Origin of the sequence: Pantanalinema rosaneae CENA516 (assembly GCF_050753385.1) — a bacterium.
GTDB classification, from domain to species: Bacteria; Cyanobacteriota; Cyanobacteriia; order Leptolyngbyales; family Leptolyngbyaceae; genus Pantanalinema; species Pantanalinema rosaneae.
In genome coordinates, this window is the sequence record NZ_JBLZFZ010000045.1 from 20249 (window position 1) to 40209 (window position 19961).

Genomic DNA, 19961 nt, shown 5'->3' on the forward strand with positions numbered 1-19961 from the left:
TTACGACTACTGGAGCGAGGAAAAAAGCCGCGATCGGGGAGTAAACTAGGGAAGCTTATGAGTTGTTAGCGCTTATACTTTTTTGCTTTGCAAGCATACGGAAATTTAGAGAACTTGCTAATGTAAATGGAATCATTATCTTCAATTTAATGAGCTACAAGAATTCTTCTAACTTAGAGCTATTATTTACTCTTAAATTTAACTATAGAAAGGCAATCGGAATGTAGTAGTCTATAGATTAGATTTTGTCATGGCTATGGAATTGAGTAGGTTGCTTTCTTGCCATTCCCTAGCCATGTATTATCTCTGTCTCACGGTGTATGCCAAAGGATGAAGGCTGTCTCAGTCGTAGGGTAGGTGGCAGCACTTGCTAGTACCGTTACAATACAAGATACTTTAGCCAAGTAAAAGCCGTTTGTTTAGCCTTGAAGAGGCTGGGTGAGCGGCTTTCGAGTCTTTGGATAAAATTAATCAAAGGGAAAATCAAAGTCCAGAACTGGCTTGGCTAGGGCATTTAAATTTTTTATTTAATGGATAAATAACATCAAATGAATCGTGCTCCTAGCTGCCCATTCTGTTCCCATGTATTGTTGCGGCATGTGCGATCGGGTAGTGTGTATTGGCTGTGCAGACGTTGTCGAGAAGAAATTATATTTCCACCCAAGTTATTAGAAGCAGATCGCTATCCTAAAGTGTTAGAACCCGATCGGCAGCCAGAATGGCAGCAATCGCCCTTACCTCGCGAACTTGCCTCATCGGACTACACTATCCCGACGGTAGAGGTTCACTCCCCCCTAACCGTTGCCCATGCCCTAGCGTATGGACATCGACTACATTAGCGAGCCTCCCGATTGCCAAACCGCACGTTTTGAAAACTTGATAGCTATTAAGCGATTAAATAATTGAGCGCTGGCTGGGTAGACTTTCTTAACAAAGCTTCATGCTAAAGTTACCGCTTGTATCGTTCAGGTAAAGGTTCTAGCCAAAGTGTCCATCTTGGTATAGCTTAATAGCTATTCGGTTATCAAAAGCGACAACTCATGGTCAATACTCTACCGGCACCCGAGCAACTGCAAACAGGCAAAAAAGCTGCCATCAAAGAGAATTTGCTCACCCCCCGGTTTTATACCACCGACTTTGACACGGCTGCCAAGCTCGATCTTTCGGCTCAGGAAACCGAGCTACAGGCAATGCTGGAAGAAATGCGGGCAGACTATAACCGCCATCATTTCGTCCGTAACGACGAATTTGAGCAATCCTGGGCACATATCGATGGAGCGTCGCGCCAAGCGTTTATTGATTACCTGGAACGTTCCTGTGTCTCGGAGTTTTCTGGCTTCCTGCTGTTTAAGGAATTGTCGCGGCGGCTGAAAGGTCATAGCCCATTGCTGACAGAAATGTTTCAACTGATGGCGCGGGATGAAGCCCGACATGCCGGATTCCTGAACAAAGCTATGGGGGACTTCAACCTCACCCTGGACTTGGGACAGTTAACCAAGAGCCGGAATTACACCTTTTTCCCATTGGAGTGGGTGTTATACACGGTTTATCTCTCAGAGAAAATTGGTTACTGGCGTTACATCATTATTTATCGTCATTTACAACAACATCCCGAACACCAGTTTTATCCGCTATTCAAATATTTTGAAAGCTGGTGTCAGGACGAAAATCGTCACGGGGATATTTTCAAGGCATTGATTCGATCGCAGCCTCAACTTTGGCAAACCTGGAAAGCTAGACTCTGGAGCCGCTTTTTCCTGCTAACTGTGTTTGTCACCCATAGTTTGACGGTGCATGAGCGATCGGGCTTCTATCACCTGTTGGGCATTGATCCAACCGAGTTTGACAAAGAAGTGATTCGGGAGACTAATGACACCTCAGCGCGGGCTTTTCCCAGCGTGTTAAATACCGAGCATCCCGAGTTTTATCCCCGCTTACAAGCCTGTTCTAATTTGAACTTGAAGATGTCTGAGATTAATAAATCCCAACAGCCCAAGTTCGTCAAAGCTCTGCGTAAACTGCCCCTGCAATTAGGCATTTTCGGGCATTTTATCCGGTTATATCTGATCAAACCGATCGACGCGGAAGCCCTGCGGGGAACTGTACGGTGACGTTGTTCTGAAACGCTTGCTCATAAAATCCATCTATTGCAGCCGTCTTCAACTGTCGGGAACACAGGTTGGAGGCGGTTTTTCTTGGTAGAAGTAGGTTTTCAGCCTTCTGCACTTTGCTCTCTTAGGACGTGTTTTAAAACCTTTTGGTTCATTAATTGCTACTGGAGTGATCCCCCTAAATCCCCCTTAAAAAGGGGGACTTTGAACGGTTCGGTTCCCTCCTTTTTACTAGCGTTAGCGGCGCGTAGCGCGAGGGTTAGGGAGGATCAAAGGGTTTTAAGACACAGCCTAGCCCCCCAATTCTGGGGAAACTAGCTACCAAGTTCCTCAGAATGGGGGATTAAGTCCTACGGGCGTACTAGGGCAAGGGGTGAGCGGATCGCTGGCTACTGATCGATCGCTACAAGCTGAATATCAAAGGTCAAATCTTCTCCAGCCAGGGGATGATTGGCATCCAGGGTCACGGCGGAACCAGACACATCGGTAATCACGACCGGAATCAACTGTCCGGTTGAGTCATGCTGAATATGGAGTTGTTGACCCACCTCCGGTTCAATTTCATCGGGAATCTGTGCCCGATCGACTACGACTACCATTTCCTGCAAATAAGGTCCATACGCCATATCTGGGGCAATGATTTGAGTTTTCGATTCCCCTGGACTCATGCCCAAAACCGCTTCCTCAAAGCCAGGAATAATCATGCCCGTCCCGATCGTGAATTCTAACGGATCACGATTAGCCGAAGAATCAAATACTGTGCCATCCTCTAGCTTCCCGGTGTAATGTACTTTCACCGTATCGCCTTGTTTCGCTGTGGTCATGGATGTACTCCTTATCTTTCGTTTCAACTAAGGATGGTACTGAGCTACCTCAGTAAGTTGGGTGAATTATACGTTGCACCGCCTGAGGATTTCATAGGTCAACAGCATGATTTAAACAATGAACCAGCCACGACCCTCGATGCCAGACAATTCATTGCCAGCCGTGATTTTGGCAAAAATTAACCATTCATTGTTAACTGTTAACTGTTGATTATTCATAATTTATGGGTGAGTTTCGGGGTGAACTGGCTGCCCTCAGTGCAGCGCTAATCTGGGCAGTGGCTTCAGTGATCTACACCCACATGGGGCGATACCTCTCGCCGCTAATACTGAATTTAGCCAAGGGTATAGTCGCGATCGGGTTATTACTCTTGACTTTACTGCTGCGGAGCAGTTTATTTCCTCCCGTATCACTCTCTGCCGTAGGCATCCTACTCCTTAGTGGTGTGATTGGCATTGGCTTAGGGGATACCGCCTACTTTGCTGCCCTCAATCGTTTAGGCACTCGGCGGACATTGGTATTAGAATCATTAGCGCCTCCGCTCGCTGCCCTATTAGCCCTAACCACCCTTCAGGAACAGTTACCCGCGATCGCCTGGATCGGCATTCTTCTCACCGTTGCAGGTGTCACCTGGGTTGTCCTCGAACGCACCCCCTCAACCCCCTCATCTCCCCCATCTTCCCAACTACTCCTAACTGGAATCATGCTCGGTACCCTCGCTGCCTTCAGTCAGGCAGGGGGCGGCGTGTTATCGCGGGCGGCTCTGGCGGGTAGTAATATTGATCCCTTATGGAGTACGTTAGTGCGATTACTGGGAGGACAGTTCGTGCTGCTGCTATGGGCTGGCTGGCAGCGTCGTTCCCTGGAGGAATTTCAACCTTTACGCGATCGGCGTTTGCTCATAACATTAATCGCGACTGCCTTTGCCAGCACCTATTTAGCTCTGTGGCTCCAACAAATCTCGTTCAAATATACTGCCGCCGGAGTGGCTCAATCGTTACTCGCCACTAGCCCGGTGTTTATGTTGCCGATCGCGATTGGTATGGGCGAAACGGTTAGTCTGCGAGCTATTCTGGGGGTGTTCGTCGCCAGCGCTGGTATTTGGCTGTTGTTTAGCCGTTAGCCGCGAGCGGCAAGGTAAACCAGAAGGTCGCTCCCTGTCCGAATTCACTGATCACCCCAATTTGTCCCCCGTGGGCGGTGATAATCTGCCGACAGAGATAAAGTCCCAGCCCAATGCCTACCGAACGACCCGCCCGCGAACCACGCACATAGCGATCGAACAACGAGTCCTGTTCCGGTTGCCGAATCCCCAGTCCGGTATCCTGCACACTACAGCGAATCCACTCGTCCTCCACGGTGGCATTTAAAGTGACGGTTAGCCCCACTGGATTATGTTTGAGGGCATTGGTCAGGAGATTTTCAAACACCCGTTGAATCTGAGCCGGATCGGCGGTAACTAACGGTAAATCATCGGGAACTAAATTCATCAGGGTTGCCTGGTTCTCTACCAGCAAGGCATCCAGTTCCGCTGCGATCGTGCGGGTGAGGATACCCAAGTTCACCGATTCGTAGTTCAAGATGACACCGCGAGTTTCACTGGAATGGGCTTCCAGCAGAGAGTTGATCATGGCAAGCTGCCGATCGCAACTCTGTACCATCCGATCCAGTATCGATCGCGACAGGGTAATCGTGTCGTTACATTTATTCTGGAGATTTTTCAATACCAGCAACATACCCATGACCGGAGTGCGTAAATCATGGGAAACGGCATGGAGAAAGTCGTCTTTAAGATGATTCAGGTCTTGTAACTCCAGCATTTTTTGTTGCAGTTGAGCAGTACGCTCCTGTACCTGGTATTCCAGGTTGGCATTCAGTGTCTGCACCTGCTGGTAGAGTTCCGCCTGCTGGATGGCGATCGCAACCTGGGTTGATAACTGAGACAGCAACTCGACTTCAAAGGGTTGCCAGTGGCGGGGAGTCGAGCATTGGTTGGCAATCAACACCCCAAAGAAATCGTCTCCTAGGGTAATCGGTACGCCTAAACTGGCTTTGATCTGACACCGGGCATAATATTCTGCCAGTAGGGGCGAAACGTTAGCTGCCGTCGTGTCGTCGATCGCTTGCACCTGTCCCTGTTCAAATAACGCCCGGATCTCCCGCAGGTAAATGTCATCGGCAATCCAGGCAAGAATCGATCCCCATTCAGGCGCAGCGGATTCTGCTACAACTCGCCCCTGCCAGGTGGGATCAATTTGACCAATAAAGACCCGATCGGCTTGGAGAAACTGGCGTACCTCTGCGACGGTGGTGGTCAGAATTTGATCCAGGTTCAGCGATCGGTGAATCCGCAGGGCAATTTGCCCCAGTAAGCGATCGCGTTCTGTATTCAGTCGCAACTGGGCTTCGGTGCGTTTTCGTTCGGTAATGTCGCGCATGATTGCCAGCACTTCATCCTCACCACTGACCACAATCCGCCCTTCATAATCCCGAATTTCCCCATGATTCAGTAACGGATACTCAAAAATTTGCGTTTCTCCCGTTTGTAATGCCTGTTTAATGTAGTACATGCGTTGCTGGGCAACCTCGGCAGGCAGGATATCATGAACAGTGCGTCCTAACATTTCCTCTGGCGAGAAGGCAAAATCCTGTTCGTGATCGGCTTTGAAGTCCAAATATGTCCCATCTCTGGCAATCCGAAACATTAGATCGGGAATGGCATTTAAAAAGGCGCGATTCCGTTCTTCACTCCGGCGTAAAGCAACCTCTGCCCGTTTGCGATCGGTAATATCGCGCTCGATCGCCAACACCTCTTCCGCCCCGCTGACCACAACCCGCACCTCATAATCCCGGAGTTCTCCCGCATTCGGTTCCCAGGCTTTGGGGATTTGATACTCAAACACTTGCAAGGTTCCAGTTTCCAACGCTTGGGCGATCGCGGCTAAACATCGTTCTGCGACATCCGGCGGCACAAACTGACGTAGATTACTGCCAATCACTGTCTCCCGCACTACCCCATGTTCGGTATCTTCCTGAGTGCCCTTAAAGTCCAGGTTGTCACCATCGCGACTCACCCGGAAGACACGATCGGGCATCAGGTTCAACATCGCTTCGTACCGCGCTTGACTTTGACTGGAACCAGGATGGCAACCTGTGTGGTGCAATAGTGGTTCCAGAATTCCCATTAGTTGTTGAAATGCGGCATCATCTCGACAACACTCCCGGATTGCGTCTAACTGATCCGAACCCAACATCTTGCCCTCATTTCTATGAGTGTAGTAACCGCCTAATTTGGTTGCTAACGCCATCATTCCGACATAAAACAGCTTGCACCACAGTTACTACGAAAGAATTTAAGGTAAATCGTTATTTAGTGAGCAGAGGTTAGTAATTAGTTGCCAACAGATTAATCGTTCATCTCCAGCGGATGCGAGTATCATCAAGGGCGAGAGCTAGGAATAGCCCTCCTGGGTAACGGTTTCCAGCACCTTTTCATCTGTGTGCATCCCTCCAGGCGGCAGTTCAGGACTGATACAGCGATCGCAGCCAGGGATGGTAGGGATTGCCGTCCCAATTAAGGTTGTGACGTTAGCATATCGCCTGAATGACTAAATTTGCTGTGTTTGTAGGAGAACTAAATTGAATCATGATGCGTCTTTAGAATCAGTGGTGGGGAGATGCCTTGGTATCAATTCCCAATATTGGTAGAATCCTGCCAAAATTTTTCGTTTTTTACGGTGAATTTACGTAGGAACCTTTTATCTTACACAAGGTCTACATAACTAACGAATAGTCGATGTTTCTTTGGAGAACTCTCTCATGGTGTCCTCTCGTGCTTGGAAATCTGGAGCCGCTTTACTGTTAACCTTTGGCGTAGCAACAGGCACTGTTGCCCCAATGATCATGAACCCGGCTCCAGCCGTTGCCCAATCTGCTTTCCCAGATGTGCCATCGAATTATTGGGCAAACGGATTCATTAACGCCCTGGTTTCCTCAGGGGTGATTTCGGGCTTCCCAGATGGTACTTTCCGTCCTGAAGAACCCGTCACCCGGGCTCAATATGCCTCGATGATTGCGAGAGCGTTTGGCGGTCGGACAGCCGTTCGCAACCCGATTAACTTTGTCGATGTGCCCTCCGGCTACTGGGCAGCGACACAAATTCAACGTGCCTATTCCCTTGGCTTTATGACGGGCTATCCTGGGAACCAATTCCGTCCTGACGAGAATATTCCTCGGACGCAAATCCCCGTTTCGTTAACCGATGGTTTAGGCTATACCGCTACGGCAAATGCTGAAACCATCCTGGCGGCAGCCTTCAGTGATGCGGCTGGCATTCCTGCCTATGCCCGTCCTGGGGTGGCAGCGGCAACCCAACGGCAGATGATCGTCAACTATCCCGATGTTAAGTTCTTTAACCCCAATCGGGCGGCGACCCGAGCCGAAGTAGCTGCGTTAATCTACCAGGCATTGGTCAGCACTGGACAAGTGGCGGCGATTAATTCCCCCTATATTGTGGGAGCACAGGCACCTCAACCGTCGGCAATCCGAATTCCGGCAGGAACTGCGATTCCAATCCGCTATGAAGGGGCAGAGAAGATTCTGCTATCGCAGGATGAGCCTTCACCCATTCCTCTGGTGCTGAAAGTGGCACAAAACGTTGTCACTTCCAGTGGTCGGGTGTTGATTCCGGCAGGTAGTGATGTGATTGGACAACTCCAGGTGGTTCAAGGTGGAACTGGGGCACAGTTTGTTGCCAGTGAAATCGTCCTACCTTCCAACAATCGCCTCGCTGTTAATGCGACCTCTGAAGTGATTACTACTACCGAAACCGTAACTCAGGGTGTTTCTGTCGGTAAACTTCTGGCAGGTGCAGCAGTGGGTAGCGGTGCGGCAGCGGGGATTGCAGCGGTGACAGGCGATCGCAAGATTCAGGCCTGGGAAGTGCTAACGGGAACCGCAGCTGGTACGTTACTAGGAGCCGTGGTTGGGCGGAACCAAATCACGTTGCTATCAGTGGTACCCAACAGTGACCTTAGCCTGACCCTAAACTCCGATCTGACGATCAGTGGACAGTAGGTTGCTTGGCATCAGCCGCGATCGCAGGTAGAGGCATGACCTGAGGGTTTGTCTCTACCGGTTTAGCTCGCCTGTCGGGATACTGACATGAACATAACCATGGCAAGGGTGTAGGGGGTGCATTTAGCGATCGCTCTACACCCTTCCCCTATGGTGCAGTTGCAGGTTAGGGAGGAGATGGGCTTGAAGGGGGCACGATCGCCAACCGGACAATGAACGTTGTTCCAGGCGGCGGCTGACAAGGGGCAGAGATCTCATCCTCGCTGCGGGGGTTGATCTGGGCTGGACTGACGACTTGAATTTCACCATGCATCTGCTCAACCAGTGTTTGCGCGATCGCCAGACCTAATCCACTTCCCGGAATATCAGACTCAGCCTGCGCCCCACGATAATGACGCTCAAAGATATGCGGCAGGTCTGCGGGTGGAATCCCATATCCCGTATCGGTAATAGCAATTTCTAGCTCGGATTGGCAGGGTGTTGGTGCGGCTGTGACCAAGACGACTCCGCCCTCAGAGGTGTATTTTAGGGCATTCTCGATCAGGTTATTCAATACTTCTCGTAGAGCCTGGGGATTCGCCCAAACCAGAGGTAAGTCTGAAGGAAGGCGAGATTTGAGTGTTAATCCCCTGTCCTGAGCGATCGCAGTTGCCGATGCCAGAAGCGGTTCCAAAATCGCCGCTACGGCACAGGGTTCTAACACTAAGTTAGCCCCAGCGAGCAGACCGGGTGAGGGCGGTAAGGGGGCAATAGCCGCCTCAGGTGTCTTGTTCTGGGTGTCAGTGGTGGGTGAAGCTGCCAGCAACGGGGTTGTATTGCTGCCCGATAGGAGTTCCAGTTGTTGGGATAGCTCCTGTAACCGGCTGGCTTCCCGCACAATACTATTGGCAATTTCTCGATTAGTATCCCCTGGCAGTAAGCGTTTGAGAATTAACTTGCCAAAGGTTTGCAATGCCATGAGGGAATTGCGAAATTGATGCAGCAGGTTATCCATCATGTCATGCTGCTGCGCCTGAAATACCTGTTGTTGTTGACGATCGCGCTCCAGCCATTGATAACGCTGATCCAGGACACAGGCAAGCGTTAAGGTGTTAGCAATTTGGCGAATCTGAGCCTGCTCCCAACTACTCCAGGAGCGATCGTTGCGTCCAGTCACCAATAACCCCAACATCGCCTCCTCATGCCACAGGGGCAACACCATTTGCCGTTGCGTCACCACTAGAGCAGGTAACTCAGGCGACTGAAGCGACTCTCCAGGCAGGGTGAGATGGGGAGCCTGAGCAACGGGAGCCGCAGGTAAGTGACTGGGCTGGCTAGAGGAGGCATCGGCAGGCAATTGTGGTGTTGCCGGAGGCATGGGAGTCGCCGCAGACACCAGGGACAATACCCAATCAGCTTCCCAGCGAACCGCCGCTTCAGGATAGGTGACGATCGGGACTAACCGTGGTTGAGAGCCTTCCACCAGATCGGATGTTAAGTAAACCGCACTAAAGGATGCCCCTAACCCTTGGGTCAGGAGATTGACCTGCGCCCGACAGAGGGCAACAAATTCAGAACTCGTCGGTAACAACATCAGCAGTTCCTGGAAGACAAAGATCCCCGCTCAGAAGGGTGGAATAACTCTATAGCAATCCTACCTGAAGGATTAAGTTTGCTTACGCTGTTACAGCGTTCTATCTCTAATGACGGAGTATGTAAGGACAAGAGAGCTTAACAGTCGCTGATTTTATCTGGTAAGCTAATTTAAGTTTAATAAATTTTTTATAACTAACCCGAGGCAGGGAAATCGCTAAAACCCTTGAAAAGCTTGAACTTATCGTTGCTGAGGCATTTAAAGTTTGTATCAATCGTTTAAAAGAAGTTGAATTTTTGATGCCAAGCCGATATACTTAGCGACGGCTTTTGTAACTATCACTACACTTATTCGCTAGAAAAGGGGGTAAGGGGATTGGCAAGGAGACGCAAGCGTAAGAGCCGTCGGCGGCAAGAGGGGCGTCGGATTCTTGAGAACGTGCCTCAGTTCAGCATCGAGTGTGGGGAGGACAAACCTGTTACCGCCGCTCGTAAGTTTATCCATTCTGAAGGCATTCTTCCGCCCGCTCTACTATTAGTGAAGCGGAACGAGCATACCACGGATCGGTACTTCTGGGCAGAGAAGGGTTTGTTTGGGGCTCAATACGTTGAGGAGAATCATTTTCTATTTCCTAGCCTGCGTCTGTCAGACGAAGTACCTGAGAGCATGGTAGTAACCACTACCGCCCGCGCTCGGTAAGCGTTCGATCGCAGGTTAGTCTTTATCGCAATTGCTCTCTTAAGCCTGGGAAGGTTACTTCCGGTGGCGGAGAGAGTATCTAAATAAAATACCCCACTTGAGTTGCTCGCTCAGGTGGGGTTTCCTCATTGGTAGCCCGGATGTCAGTGCCAATTGGACTAATGCAAGCTGGGCTGATCGACCGGCTTGAGGGCTAGCAGGCGCTGAAGGGCTAAAATCTCATCGCGATGGGCTGTCACCGTAATCCGGCTTTGAGCCTCTGTACTGGCATCGGTGGTCGGTTCAACTGTTAATCGCACCTGCTCAGGACGAGATGCCCCTCGCCAGTAAAACACACCTGCTAAAGGCGCTAGCAGCACCAGGAACCATAGACCCACCGACCAGCCTGGAGAGAGAATGGAGAGCACCAGTACCAGGCAAAGAATACCGATCGCGGCAAGTAGGGATAAAAAGATTGCCAAAAACCAACTCGGACGCACCTGACCCTCAAATGTCACCTGAGTTTGGTCAGCATTGACGGCTGTAACATGATAGGCACGTTGAGCAAAATACTGTTGCAATTGCTCGACCAGGGATGACTCGGGTTGTTCAGATGCCAGCGTCACGAGTTGAGTTCGATCCTTCACAGAGGCTCGAATAAAGAAAAACAGTCCGATCGCCAGCAATAGCGTCAGAAAAAACGTTGAGGACAAAATCGGATTGCTCATAGTTACCAGCCTCATCGGAGTGAATTGCCAATAGTTTAAGTTTAGTAAACTTGGCGACTCTTGAGATTGGCAGTAAGCACCGACTTTGCCCTGAACAACCGTGACGCTGGAGCAACTGTCAACTATAGGTATAAATCCGGTGTTGCTAGCCGTAGCAAATTGCTAACTGCTAGTCAACAGCGTCCTGATTTAATCCTTGAGCCTTAGCCAGGAGTTTGAACTAATCCCGTTGCGGCTGGTAAGCTGTGATAGTCCTTCACATAGTTGAACCAGAGGTCAGACAGCTCTTGAGATCGTTGTTGAGCTTCTGGCTTGATTTGGTACATCCGGCGTGGCCGCCCCCGCCCCTCAACCTTTTTCCAGTACCCAGTAATCATCTCTTCTTCTTCAAGAAACTTTAGGGCACTGTAAAGTACAGTATCAGAGAGACGATAAGTGGGATACTCAGTTTCTAGAAGCTGAATTAACTCGGTTCCATAGGAGTCGCCCCGAGATAAAACCGCTAGTACGTAGCAGACCGCCAGTTCTTTGTTGAGATAGAAAGGCGGTGGAGCTTGAAAGAAGTTATAGATATCGTCAAACGTCATCTTTCCCATCCAGGCAAACAGTCAAATAGTGAGTGGATTTGTAAGAAGTAAAATCTTCCTACAAAAGTTTCTACATCAACCTAACAACAACACTCTAGTCCCCGACATCAACCTAAAGCATTAGATTTGCCTTATAAGGAAAAAATTCCCGGCTACTTTAGGTTAGTACAGTATGTACTGTCCACAGGTTGGTTCACCTGCTATGAGAGACTGGTCACCCGCTTCTTTGTAACGTTGCTAAACAACGGTTAGGAAATCTGGTAGACAGTTTCTCCGGTGGCTAAGCCTATGTCGAGAATACCCCCGCTGCCACAAGTGTTGGTTTTGGCTCCCCTAACTAGAAATTTGTTAGGGATAGCGCATAAATCTTACCCTTCCATCTTAAGTTTGGAGAAAAAAAAGGGCAAATTTTTTTGTCATTAAAGCATTAATGTCTGAAAAGCCTACCCTGAAAGGTTTACAGCCTTTAAAAGCCAGCTTTTTGCCAGGAATACATAGGTACAAAGAAAAAAAATCTACCCTAGGTTAGACAAGTCCAGCCCGTAAGGCAACAACGGCGGCCTGGACGCGATCGTCTACGGCTAGCTTGTTCATAATCCCACGGATATGGGTCTTCACTGTGTTGGGACTAAGGTAAAGTGCCGCCGCAATTTCGGGATTGCTGTACCCCTCTACCATCAGCTTCAAGACATCCATTTCTCGCTGGGATAACTGACCAACAGTGGGGGCGATAGCCGGAGTCTTGAGATGGTCAATCACGCGACGGGCAATTTGGGGATCCAGGTAAGTTGCTCCTTCTTGAGCCGCTGCGATCGCGGCAATCAGGCGATCGACATTGGTTCCCTTAATACAATAGGCATCAGCGCCACTGGATAGGGCAGCAATCACTTCATTCTCGGTGGTATGGGAGGTCAACATCACAACCCGAACCTCTGGCATCGCCGCCTTGATTTGCTGAGTAGCCGCGATCCCATCCTGACGGGGTAAGCCAATATCCATCACCACAATGTCTGGCTTTAGGCGTTGTGCCGCTTCCACTGCCATATAACCATCGGCTGCCTGACCAATCACCTTCAGGTGGGGATAGTCTTCTAGAGATTGCTCTAATCCCAGTTGCATCATGGGGTCATCTTCGACCAGCAGTAATCGTAAGATCGGCAACTCTGAAGCGGGATTGGGGAATACAGTAGCATCAGACATAGGGAACAGCCATGTACGTCTGACCTATACTACTGCAAGGTTCTCTTACCTGAGACTGGAAAATCAAGTTATGAGCAATATCCTTCCGGAGGATTCTTCCGTTAATCTGCAAAAAATTGCCAAAACGTTTCGCCAGACCGGCTGGATCAGTTTTTGGGTGCAGTTAGTTTTAACCGTCATTTCTACGATTACCCTGGTCTTTGCCGCTGCCTCGGGGAGCAATCCCAATCCGGCAACCGGGGGAGGTAGCACAAACCCTGGCACCGGAATAGGTGGATTGTTAACCATTCTGGGCATTGCTGTGCTGGCATTTAATATGTATTGGGCACTAACTCGCTATGTTGCCTTTGGCAGACGGTTGAGTGGGAATAAGATGGTGCGCCCGAGGAAATCAGAAACGATCCAGGCAATTCGGTTTGGCTTGACGGTCAGCCTGGTCGGTATGTTGTTAGCCATTCTGGGGGCGGAAACGATCGTAGGGCTACTGGTGGGCAAAGCCTTAAGTCAGGGGATTGGGGGGTTGGTGGCGGTAGATCCCAGTCGGTTTATTCAGCCAGCCGATACCTTTGTGGTGCAAGCCAGTATTAATGTGATTCTGGCGCAGTTTGCTGGCATTGTTGCGGCATTATGGTTATTGAATCGGATGAGTAAGTAAGGGGCAGATGGGTAAACACGAGAAAACCGCGACGGATGAAGCCTTTGGGATTGTGCCGATTCTGCGCCAGAACGGGATCGATCGCTTCCTACTCATTCAACACCATGCTGGGCACTGGGGCTTTCCCAAAGGGCACGCTGATCCCGGGGAAACCGCGATCGCGGCAGCATGTCGGGAGTTTGTGGAAGAAACGGGGATTACGGACTATCAGGTGTTGGCAGATGTGTCGTTTGTGGAACAGTATGCCTTTACCAACAATGGCACTCGGTATGAGAAAACGGTGGTCTACTTTCCAGCCTGGGTGCAATCAGAGTCGGTGATCCATCAGGAAGCTGAGATCCAAGCCTCGATCTGGGCAGACTACCAGACTGCGATCGAGCAGTTGACCTTTAAGGGGTCGAAGCAGATTTTGATGCAGGTGGGTGAGTATTTGCAGCAGGAGGGGGGAGTAGGGAGTAGGGAGGTAGGGAGATAGGGAGATAGGGAGATAGGGAGATAGGGGTAATGAGGGGGATGGGGGAGATGGGAAAATTTCTACCTTGAGAAAGTTCTTGTCTGTCTAAAGGGTGGCTTAAGCTGATGCACAGCATAGCAGTAAGAGGTTGTCATGGAAGCGCTTTTGGCACAAGCAAAGGAACTACGAGAGGCAGTGATTGATTTTGTCTTGGATGCAGAAGGCGATTTAGCGGTGGCATTGGAATCGTATAGTGCTGCCAAACTGGCTCAGATCTCGAAATCGCCGCAGCAAACGGGGAGTCTGCGGGAATTGGTGATGACGCTATTCCTACTGGAAGGTCAAGTCGGGGAACAAACGCCATTGCAGGTGTTTATGCAGGAGCAAGCGTCCTTATCTGCGAACGATCGCACCTTAATTCAAAACTGGTCGCGTACCTTTATGGGCTTGTTTGAAGTGATGCAAGTGCTGCCCGATGGCTTTGAGTTAATGAGTTGGACGACCGCTAAACACTATCAGGTCAAAGAGCAAGACCCGCGTGAACAAGAACGACTGGCGCGGTTGAAAGCGGGGGATATTTTGCTAGCGCCGATCGCTCCGGTGACAGATGATGCCTGGATGTTTTTCCATCCACCCGCTCTATTAGGAAAACTGGGCAAACCGAAGTTAGCTGTGGCGATCGGCAGCTTTAAAGATAATTACAAAAACTATCTCTATAGTGATGCGCCAGAACTCCTGGCGGAAGCCTGGAAGTCCGTTGCTCGGTATCATGAGGAATTTGTTGAGTTCTTTGGCAGTGAGGAATTGACGCTACCGGGGTATCAACTCGACAAGAAGCTGGCGGAATTCCAGAAAGTGATTACTGAACGGCGATTTGAGGCGGCTGGGATTGATCCGTCCAAATCCCTGGAAGAGCTAGCCACAGAGGCAGGGCTGTCAGATGATGAGATTGCCGAGGCAGCGGAAGCGATGGGTGCCGATCCAAAGACATTGACTGATCTGAAAGCCGGTAAACAACCGGAAATGGTCGCCCCTAAAATTGCCCTACCCGATGCCTTGAAAAAAGCGGATCAAGTGACAATGCTATCCCATCCCCACTGGGGACAGTTGTTTCTAAGCCGTTATCCGGTGCTGAAAGCCCTGCTTGTCGCTGAAGATTGGCAGAGTGGACCGAATGCCGCTAAAGTCGTCCGACAGGCGTTAGAAGACCTAGAGATGAATGCGTTTGTGTGGCATCGTTTAGCGGAGCAGTTTCCCCAATCGCTAGAGAATGTGTTGCAGACGGTACTCGATCGCCCGACTTTTAACCTCCAGACCGATCTGGATGAAGTTTTGCAGGAGTTTGGCAAACCGATTAAGCCCGAACTACCGGAGACGGCAAGTGTACCGATTCATTTGAATGATTTATTTCAGGATGCTCTGCTAGAGGTGCATAAAAGTAAGAAGGACAGCCAGCCGAAAGAGAAGTCTAAACGGAAAGCGGCTGCCGGATTTCGCCAACGATGAAGGTTGTTGCCTATGTGTACTATGACCCCTTGCTGGAACCTGCCCCCAGTCCAGCGATTTGGGGAGAGTGGCAGATAGAGCAGACTTATCAAGATCTGGCAACCGCAGGCAGCCACAAATCAGACTCCCGGCAGGCAAGTAAATCCCGATCGCTCCCCGATCGTCTCCAATGGCAGCAATTGCTTCAGGACTGCGAACAGGGGGAGATTGATGCCGTATTAGTGCGGCGACTGGAAGATTTGGGGGGGTCAGTGCAGGCTGTGGGCGATCGCCTGACGGCGTTAGAGGCACTAGGTATCCAACTAATTGCCCTGGATCAGCCGAATGTGCGATCGGAGTTGCTGTCCTTACTGCAACAACTTCAGTATCACCAACGCAGTCAGCGCATTCGGCAGGGACATGCCCGTAATCGGGTAAAAGCACTGCCGCCACCGGGGAAAGCTCCCTATGGGTATCGGCGGGGCAGAAGTGGCTATGTTCTCGATCGCAGTACGGCTCCGGTCGTCAAGGAGTTCTTTGACCAATTTTTGTTGTTTGGCTCATTGCGAGGGGCGGTGCGACATTTAGCGAAAAAATATGGCAAGAAAATTGCCGTGTCCACCGGCCAGCGATGGTTAACCAATCCGACCTACCGGGGTGATTTGGTCTACCAAACCGGACAACTGATCCGGGATACCCATGTACCGATTATTTCTCGGGAAGAAGCTGCACAGGTCGATCGTCTGTTACGCCGCAATCGCCGGTTGCCCTCTCGCACCGCCAGCGCCCCCCGTTCCCTGGCGGGATTGGTGGTCTGTAGTGAATGTCAGTCACCGATGACGGTGGCTAACGTATCCGCTCCCCGACGGGAAAAAGCCTATTTATATCTGCGTCCCCGCACTTGCCCCAAGCGTCCCAAGTGTCCCGCGATCGCCTACGACCAAATTCTGCAAACGACGATTCAGCGCATTTGTGAGGATTTACCTCGGGCGGTGACTGGCATGGATTTGCCGGATGTGGATCAGATTAAACAGGGAATGACGGGAGCGATCGCGGCGAAGCAAGCCATTCTGGAGCAATTACCATCTCTGATCAGTAGTGGCGTTTTAGATCAGGAAACCGCCGATCTCCGTAGTTACAACTTACGCACAGAAATTGCCGAATTAGAAACGAAGTTAGCTCAATTACCGCCGGTAAACCTCCAGTCGATCGCGCAAGCAGTATCAATTCCCCAGTTCTGGTTAGATCTATCGGAATCAGAACGCCGATTTTATTTTCGAGAGTTTATTCGGCAGATTGAATTGATTCGGCATCAAACTGCGCCAAATTCAAGCTGGCAGTTAAAACTCATTTTTATTTTTGAATTTTGAATCACTTTAAACAGCAATTGGGGCGCTTAATTCAACGCCCCTCAAAGTTCTATGACGATCGCAGAGTAGCGATTAAGCACGACTTTGAATGTTCAACTCTGGCTTGCGTTCTGCAAAATACTTACTCAAGAACGTATTGATAAAGGAAAGCACAACGGGTCCGAGGATAAACGCCAGCAAACCATGCACTCTAAAGCCCGGAACCAAGACAGCGGCTAACCAGAAGCACAGTCCGTTTACCACTAGAGAAAAGGCTCCCAGGCTGAGGAAATTGATCGGCATTGTTAACGCAGACAAGGTAGGGCGAACGGAAGAGTTAATTAAACCAACGGCGATCGCAGCGATGATTGCCGCCGGAAATGTGGCAATATCCACACCAGGAACCGCTAAATCGACGACTAAAAGACTTAATGCCGTAGCTAAGGTTGTAAAAAAGAATCCAAGCATAGTGTTTTCCTCAAAACGCTCAAAAATGTGCAATTTCAATATCACTATTCAATCTTGTGATCTCCGATCAAATTAAACTTCTATAAAAAGATAGATTCCGCTTCTCACCAGTGGATCGACCCAGAGAGGGACGATGTGCCTGACTGCCGTTGCTCAAAATAGAAGGAATAGATATTCAGGAGATAGAACCATAATGGCTGTAAATAATACTGTTTCAACCTCAAGATTACTGCGGTTAATTTTGGCAGTTTTTCTACCCCCGCTAGGTGTGTTTCTCACCTTTGGATTTAATGTCACTTTCTTGATTAATATCGGCTTGACGCTATTAGGTTGGTTGCCGGGAAGTATTCATGCGCTGTGGGCGATCGCTAAGCATGAAGAAAATTACAACCGTCAGCTTGGATAACGCATTTAGGTTGCGTTTGAGGGTTAAGCTTGGCTGGCAAATGAACAGGTTAGCGGCAGCAGGAGCCACCTTCTAGAGTATTGTGGAGTATGCCGAATCATGGCGATCGTCGCCAATCAGTTACTCCTAATCAGCCACGCAATGACAGCAGCAACCCTTTCCGCACTAATTCAGCAAATGACCCAGCCGGAGTTCTATCCCCACCCGGTGACGGCACCCATTAAACTGATGCAGACCCACGTTTCCTACGTGTTATTGACAGGCGATTTTGCGTACAAAGTCAAAAAGCCTGTCAATTTTGGTTTTCTGGATTTCTCCACCCTGGAAAAGCGCCATCACTTCTGTAATGAAGAACTGCGGTTGAACCAACGGGGAGCCGCCGAACTCTATTTAGCTGTTCTGCCGATCGTCCAGATAGGGGATCAGTTTCAGTTGGATGGAGATGGGGAAGCGGTGGAATATGTAGTCAAAATGCAGCAGTTTCCCCAATCGGCGTTATTGACTGAGGTATACGATCGCAGTGAGTTAACCGAATCGCTACTGGAACAACTGGCGCGAGAATTGGCAGAGTTCCATCGCCAAGCCGCGATCAATGACTACATTCGTAGTTTTGGTGAAGTGACGCAGATTCGGCAAGCGATCGACGAAAACTACGAGCAAACTCAAAAATATATTGGTCTGGCACAAACTCAAGCGCAATTCGACGAAACTCGGCAATATACCGATCGCTTATTTGCTGAGCAGGTTGAACTATTTAATCAACGGATACAGCAGAATTGGATTCGTGAGTGCCACGGTGATGTGCATTTGCGGAATATTGCCTTGTGGCAAGACCGCATTTATTTATTCGATTGCATTGAATTTAATGAATCGTTCCGATTTGTCGATGTTATGTTCGATATTGCTTACATCATCATGGATTTGGATGTGCGCGATCGCCAAGATTTAAGCAATCGGTTCATGAATGCCTATGTTGAACAAATGGGTGACTGGGAAGGGTTACAGGTGTTACCGCTCTATCTCAGTCGGCAAGCCTACGTTCGGGCAAAAGTGACTTCCTTTCTACTGGACGATCCCTCGATTGACGAAGCGGCTAAACAAGAAATTGCCGCCTCTGCTGCCCGTTACTATCGCTTGGCATGGGACTATACTTGTCCGCGTGAGGGTCGCTTAATTCTGATGTCTGGCTTGTCAGGATCGGGTAAAAGTACCCTGGCTCGGCAGTTAGCCGCCCAACTGGGAGGAGTCCATTTGCGATCGGATGCGGTTCGGAAACATTTGGCAGGGGTGCCCTTGGAGGCGGCGGGGGATGCCAACCTCTACAGTGCAGAAATGACTCAGAAAACCTACGATCGCTTACTGCAACTGGGCATCACATTGGCAAAGCAAGGATATCCCGTGATTCTGGATGCTAAATACGATCGACAGGCATTACGCCAACCTGCGATCGAACAAGCTGAGGCCAGTGGGTTACCCCTACAAATTATTCATTGCACAGCGCCCATTGAGGTGTTGCAAGATCGGTTGCGCCAACGACAAGGGGATATTTCCGATGCCACGGTGGATGTCCTATTGCAGCAATCAATGGAACCCTTCAGCGATCGTGAACAGGCATATCTCACGACCGTAGATACAACCCAATAAGAAAATTTCCTCCTGCTTGCCTACCAAGAGAGAATTTTAGAGGTTAGTCATAGATAATGGATCATGACTTGCCTCTCATTCCCTCCTGCGATCGCCTATGTTTGATCTTGGTAGTTCTTCCTCGCCACCGCTTACCATTCGCCAGGTGGCTGATACGTTTCGTTGGGTTGGGTGGTCGGCATTAACCGCTCAAGCCTTACTGGGAGCAATGCCAATTTTTATTTTGGTGTTTGCTCTATTCTTTCACCGCAATCCGCCCCAAACCTATTTCAATCTGTCAGTCACCCTTGCCTATGCCTGTTTAGTGATTTTGTTATTTAGTCTGTACTGGTGTTATCGCTATACTCGCTTAGCCATCCAATTGGTTGATCCGCAACGTCGTCCATCCAAAGTCAGGGTGATCCAACAGCTATGGGCAGGATTGGTCGTGAATCTTGTCGGCATTAGTTGTGCAACGATTATCGGCATTAGTCAAACTGGTAATTTATTAGTGCGGTTGCTGAGTCTACCACCGGGGTCGAGAGTGGTGACTCAAAATCCAGACTCAATGGTGCTGAGTCCCTATAGCTTGATTAATCCCATGAATATGATTGCGCTTCAGGCAGACTTTTTTTGCATTGCTGCCGCCACGGTCGGGGTTGTAGCGGCATTGTGGTTGCTCAACCGGGTCGATCGCCATACGGCTCCGTCGTCCCTGGTGATCAAAGGGATGGAAGAGTAGG

General features: G+C 49.7%; 19 protein-coding genes. 12 read left to right on the forward strand and 7 right to left on the reverse strand.

What is annotated here, in order from left to right:
* The first annotated feature begins 548 nt into the window (after positions 1-548).
* Both ACN4EK_RS22460 and acsF read left to right on the forward strand, forming a co-directional pair.
* Positions 549-839: a hypothetical protein gene (locus ACN4EK_RS22460; protein ID WP_431660534.1), complete on the forward strand. Its 291-nt coding sequence runs from the start codon at positions 549-551 to the stop codon at positions 837-839.
* Between the two features lie 201 nt (positions 840-1040).
* On the forward strand, positions 1041-2111 hold the full coding sequence (gene acsF / locus ACN4EK_RS22465; RefSeq protein ID WP_431660535.1) for a magnesium-protoporphyrin IX monomethyl ester (oxidative) cyclase: 1071 nt from the start codon (positions 1041-1043) through the stop codon (positions 2109-2111).
* A 389-nt stretch (positions 2112-2500) separates the two neighbouring features.
* Here acsF and ACN4EK_RS22470 read toward each other — a convergent pair whose 3' ends face one another.
* Positions 2501-2935, reverse strand: coding sequence for an FKBP-type peptidyl-prolyl cis-trans isomerase (locus tag ACN4EK_RS22470; protein WP_431660536.1), 435 nt, complete (start codon positions 2933-2935; stop codon positions 2501-2503).
* A gap of 224 nt (positions 2936-3159) precedes the next feature.
* On the opposite strand from ACN4EK_RS22470, the gene ACN4EK_RS22475 reads away from it, so the two are divergent.
* Positions 3160-4059, forward strand: a complete 900-nt coding sequence (locus tag ACN4EK_RS22475) for a DMT family transporter (RefSeq protein WP_431660537.1) — start codon at positions 3160-3162, stop codon at positions 4057-4059.
* Here the strand turns inward: ACN4EK_RS22475 and ACN4EK_RS22480 are convergent.
* Positions 4049-6190, reverse strand: coding sequence for a PAS domain-containing sensor histidine kinase (locus ACN4EK_RS22480; protein WP_431660539.1), 2142 nt, complete (start codon positions 6188-6190; stop codon positions 4049-4051). The two genes, ACN4EK_RS22475 and ACN4EK_RS22480, sit on opposite strands and share 11 nt — an antisense overlap.
* A gap of 565 nt (positions 6191-6755) precedes the next feature.
* Between ACN4EK_RS22480 and ACN4EK_RS22485 the strand changes: the two genes are divergently transcribed.
* A complete protein-coding gene (locus ACN4EK_RS22485) occupies positions 6756-8012 on the forward strand; it encodes an S-layer homology domain-containing protein (RefSeq protein WP_431660540.1) in 1257 nt (418 codons plus the stop codon).
* 166 nt (positions 8013-8178) lie between these two features.
* Here ACN4EK_RS22485 and ACN4EK_RS22490 read toward each other — a convergent pair whose 3' ends face one another.
* Complete coding sequence (locus tag ACN4EK_RS22490; protein WP_431660541.1) at positions 8179-9585, reverse strand: sensor histidine kinase; 1407 nt, start codon at positions 9583-9585, stop codon at positions 8179-8181.
* Positions 9586-9960: 375 nt separating this feature from the next.
* Here ACN4EK_RS22490 and ACN4EK_RS22495 point away from each other — a divergent pair, with 375 nt between their 5' ends.
* Positions 9961-10284 (forward strand): DUF3155 domain-containing protein, encoded by a 324-nt coding sequence (locus tag ACN4EK_RS22495; protein ID WP_431660542.1) that lies wholly within the window; start codon positions 9961-9963, stop codon positions 10282-10284.
* Positions 10285-10442: 158 nt separating this feature from the next.
* On the opposite strand, the gene ACN4EK_RS22500 is transcribed toward ACN4EK_RS22495, so the two are convergent.
* The 3 genes from ACN4EK_RS22500 to ACN4EK_RS22510 all read right to left on the reverse strand — a co-directional run bounded on the left by ACN4EK_RS22500 (position 10443) and on the right by ACN4EK_RS22510 (position 12778).
* Positions 10443-10991 carry a cofactor assembly of complex C subunit B gene (locus ACN4EK_RS22500; protein ID WP_431660543.1) on the reverse strand — a complete coding sequence of 183 codons (549 nt, stop codon included), beginning with the start codon at positions 10989-10991 and terminating at the stop codon, positions 10443-10445.
* A gap of 203 nt (positions 10992-11194) precedes the next feature.
* Positions 11195-11578 carry a PadR family transcriptional regulator gene (locus ACN4EK_RS22505; protein WP_431660544.1) on the reverse strand — a complete coding sequence of 128 codons (384 nt, stop codon included), beginning with the start codon at positions 11576-11578 and terminating at the stop codon, positions 11195-11197.
* Between the two features lie 525 nt (positions 11579-12103).
* Positions 12104-12778: a response regulator gene (locus ACN4EK_RS22510; RefSeq protein ID WP_431660545.1), complete on the reverse strand. Its 675-nt coding sequence runs from the start codon at positions 12776-12778 to the stop codon at positions 12104-12106.
* A gap of 70 nt (positions 12779-12848) precedes the next feature.
* Here ACN4EK_RS22510 and ACN4EK_RS22515 point away from each other — a divergent pair, with 70 nt between their 5' ends.
* The 4 genes from ACN4EK_RS22515 to ACN4EK_RS22530 all read left to right on the forward strand — a co-directional run bounded on the left by ACN4EK_RS22515 (position 12849) and on the right by ACN4EK_RS22530 (position 16742).
* Positions 12849-13433 carry a DUF3611 family protein gene (locus ACN4EK_RS22515; RefSeq protein ID WP_431660546.1) on the forward strand — a complete coding sequence of 195 codons (585 nt, stop codon included), beginning with the start codon at positions 12849-12851 and terminating at the stop codon, positions 13431-13433.
* Between the two features lie 7 nt (positions 13434-13440).
* Complete coding sequence (locus ACN4EK_RS22520) at positions 13441-13908, forward strand: bis(5'-nucleosyl)-tetraphosphatase (RefSeq protein ID WP_431660547.1); 468 nt, start codon at positions 13441-13443, stop codon at positions 13906-13908.
* A gap of 132 nt (positions 13909-14040) precedes the next feature.
* Positions 14041-15393, forward strand: a complete 1353-nt coding sequence (locus tag ACN4EK_RS22525; protein WP_431660548.1) for a hypothetical protein — start codon at positions 14041-14043, stop codon at positions 15391-15393.
* On the forward strand, positions 15390-16742 hold the full coding sequence (locus ACN4EK_RS22530) for a recombinase family protein (RefSeq protein ID WP_431660549.1): 1353 nt from the start codon (positions 15390-15392) through the stop codon (positions 16740-16742). Before ACN4EK_RS22525 ends, ACN4EK_RS22530 begins: the two co-directional genes overlap by 4 nt.
* Before the next feature lie 72 nt (positions 16743-16814).
* On the opposite strand, the gene ACN4EK_RS22535 is transcribed toward ACN4EK_RS22530, so the two are convergent.
* Complete coding sequence (locus tag ACN4EK_RS22535; protein ID WP_431660550.1) at positions 16815-17189, reverse strand: phage holin family protein; 375 nt, start codon at positions 17187-17189, stop codon at positions 16815-16817.
* Between the two features lie 193 nt (positions 17190-17382).
* On the opposite strand from ACN4EK_RS22535, the gene ACN4EK_RS22540 reads away from it, so the two are divergent.
* From ACN4EK_RS22540 to ACN4EK_RS22550, 3 genes are all read left to right on the forward strand, one after another.
* The gene (locus ACN4EK_RS22540; RefSeq protein WP_431660551.1) at positions 17383-17595 is read left to right on the forward strand and encodes a YqaE/Pmp3 family membrane protein; all 213 of its coding nucleotides are present in this window, start codon (positions 17383-17385) and stop codon (positions 17593-17595) included.
* A 141-nt stretch (positions 17596-17736) separates the two neighbouring features.
* On the forward strand, positions 17737-19239 hold the full coding sequence (locus ACN4EK_RS22545; protein WP_431660552.1) for a bifunctional aminoglycoside phosphotransferase/ATP-binding protein: 1503 nt from the start codon (positions 17737-17739) through the stop codon (positions 19237-19239).
* Positions 19240-19336: 97 nt separating this feature from the next.
* Complete coding sequence (locus ACN4EK_RS22550; RefSeq protein WP_431660553.1) at positions 19337-19960, forward strand: DUF3611 family protein; 624 nt, start codon at positions 19337-19339, stop codon at positions 19958-19960.
* Position 19961 lies beyond the last annotated feature (1 nt).

Excerpts from the sequence above, each read along its gene's own strand:
- acsF (WP_431660535.1), top strand. The coding sequence starts at position 1,041 with ATGGTCAATACTCTACCGGCACCCGAGCAACTGCAAACAGGCAAAAAA.
- ACN4EK_RS22470 (WP_431660536.1), bottom strand. The coding sequence starts at position 2,935 with ATGACCACAGCGAAACAAGGCGATACGGTGAAAGTACATTACACCGGG.
- ACN4EK_RS22550 (WP_431660553.1), top strand. The coding sequence starts at position 19,337 with ATGTTTGATCTTGGTAGTTCTTCCTCGCCACCGCTTACCATTCGCCAG.
- ACN4EK_RS22490 (WP_431660541.1), bottom strand. The coding sequence starts at position 9,585 with ATGTTGTTACCGACGAGTTCTGAATTTGTTGCCCTCTGTCGGGCGCAG.
- ACN4EK_RS22540 (WP_431660551.1), top strand. The coding sequence starts at position 17,383 with ATGGCTGTAAATAATACTGTTTCAACCTCAAGATTACTGCGGTTAATT.
- ACN4EK_RS22525 (WP_431660548.1), top strand. The coding sequence starts at position 14,041 with ATGGAAGCGCTTTTGGCACAAGCAAAGGAACTACGAGAGGCAGTGATT.
- ACN4EK_RS22485 (WP_431660540.1), top strand. The coding sequence starts at position 6,756 with ATGGTGTCCTCTCGTGCTTGGAAATCTGGAGCCGCTTTACTGTTAACC.
- ACN4EK_RS22515 (WP_431660546.1), top strand. The coding sequence starts at position 12,849 with ATGAGCAATATCCTTCCGGAGGATTCTTCCGTTAATCTGCAAAAAATT.
- ACN4EK_RS22545 (WP_431660552.1), top strand. The coding sequence starts at position 17,737 with ATGACAGCAGCAACCCTTTCCGCACTAATTCAGCAAATGACCCAGCCG.
- ACN4EK_RS22500 (WP_431660543.1), bottom strand. The coding sequence starts at position 10,991 with ATGAGCAATCCGATTTTGTCCTCAACGTTTTTTCTGACGCTATTGCTG.
- ACN4EK_RS22480 (WP_431660539.1), bottom strand. The coding sequence starts at position 6,190 with ATGTTGGGTTCGGATCAGTTAGACGCAATCCGGGAGTGTTGTCGAGAT.
- ACN4EK_RS22535 (WP_431660550.1), bottom strand. The coding sequence starts at position 17,189 with ATGCTTGGATTCTTTTTTACAACCTTAGCTACGGCATTAAGTCTTTTA.
- ACN4EK_RS22505 (WP_431660544.1), bottom strand. The coding sequence starts at position 11,578 with ATGACGTTTGACGATATCTATAACTTCTTTCAAGCTCCACCGCCTTTC.
- ACN4EK_RS22460 (WP_431660534.1), top strand. The coding sequence starts at position 549 with ATGAATCGTGCTCCTAGCTGCCCATTCTGTTCCCATGTATTGTTGCGG.
- ACN4EK_RS22520 (WP_431660547.1), top strand. The coding sequence starts at position 13,441 with ATGGGTAAACACGAGAAAACCGCGACGGATGAAGCCTTTGGGATTGTG.
- ACN4EK_RS22510 (WP_431660545.1), bottom strand. The coding sequence starts at position 12,778 with ATGTCTGATGCTACTGTATTCCCCAATCCCGCTTCAGAGTTGCCGATC.
- ACN4EK_RS22475 (WP_431660537.1), top strand. The coding sequence starts at position 3,160 with ATGGGTGAGTTTCGGGGTGAACTGGCTGCCCTCAGTGCAGCGCTAATC.
- ACN4EK_RS22530 (WP_431660549.1), top strand. The coding sequence starts at position 15,390 with ATGAAGGTTGTTGCCTATGTGTACTATGACCCCTTGCTGGAACCTGCC.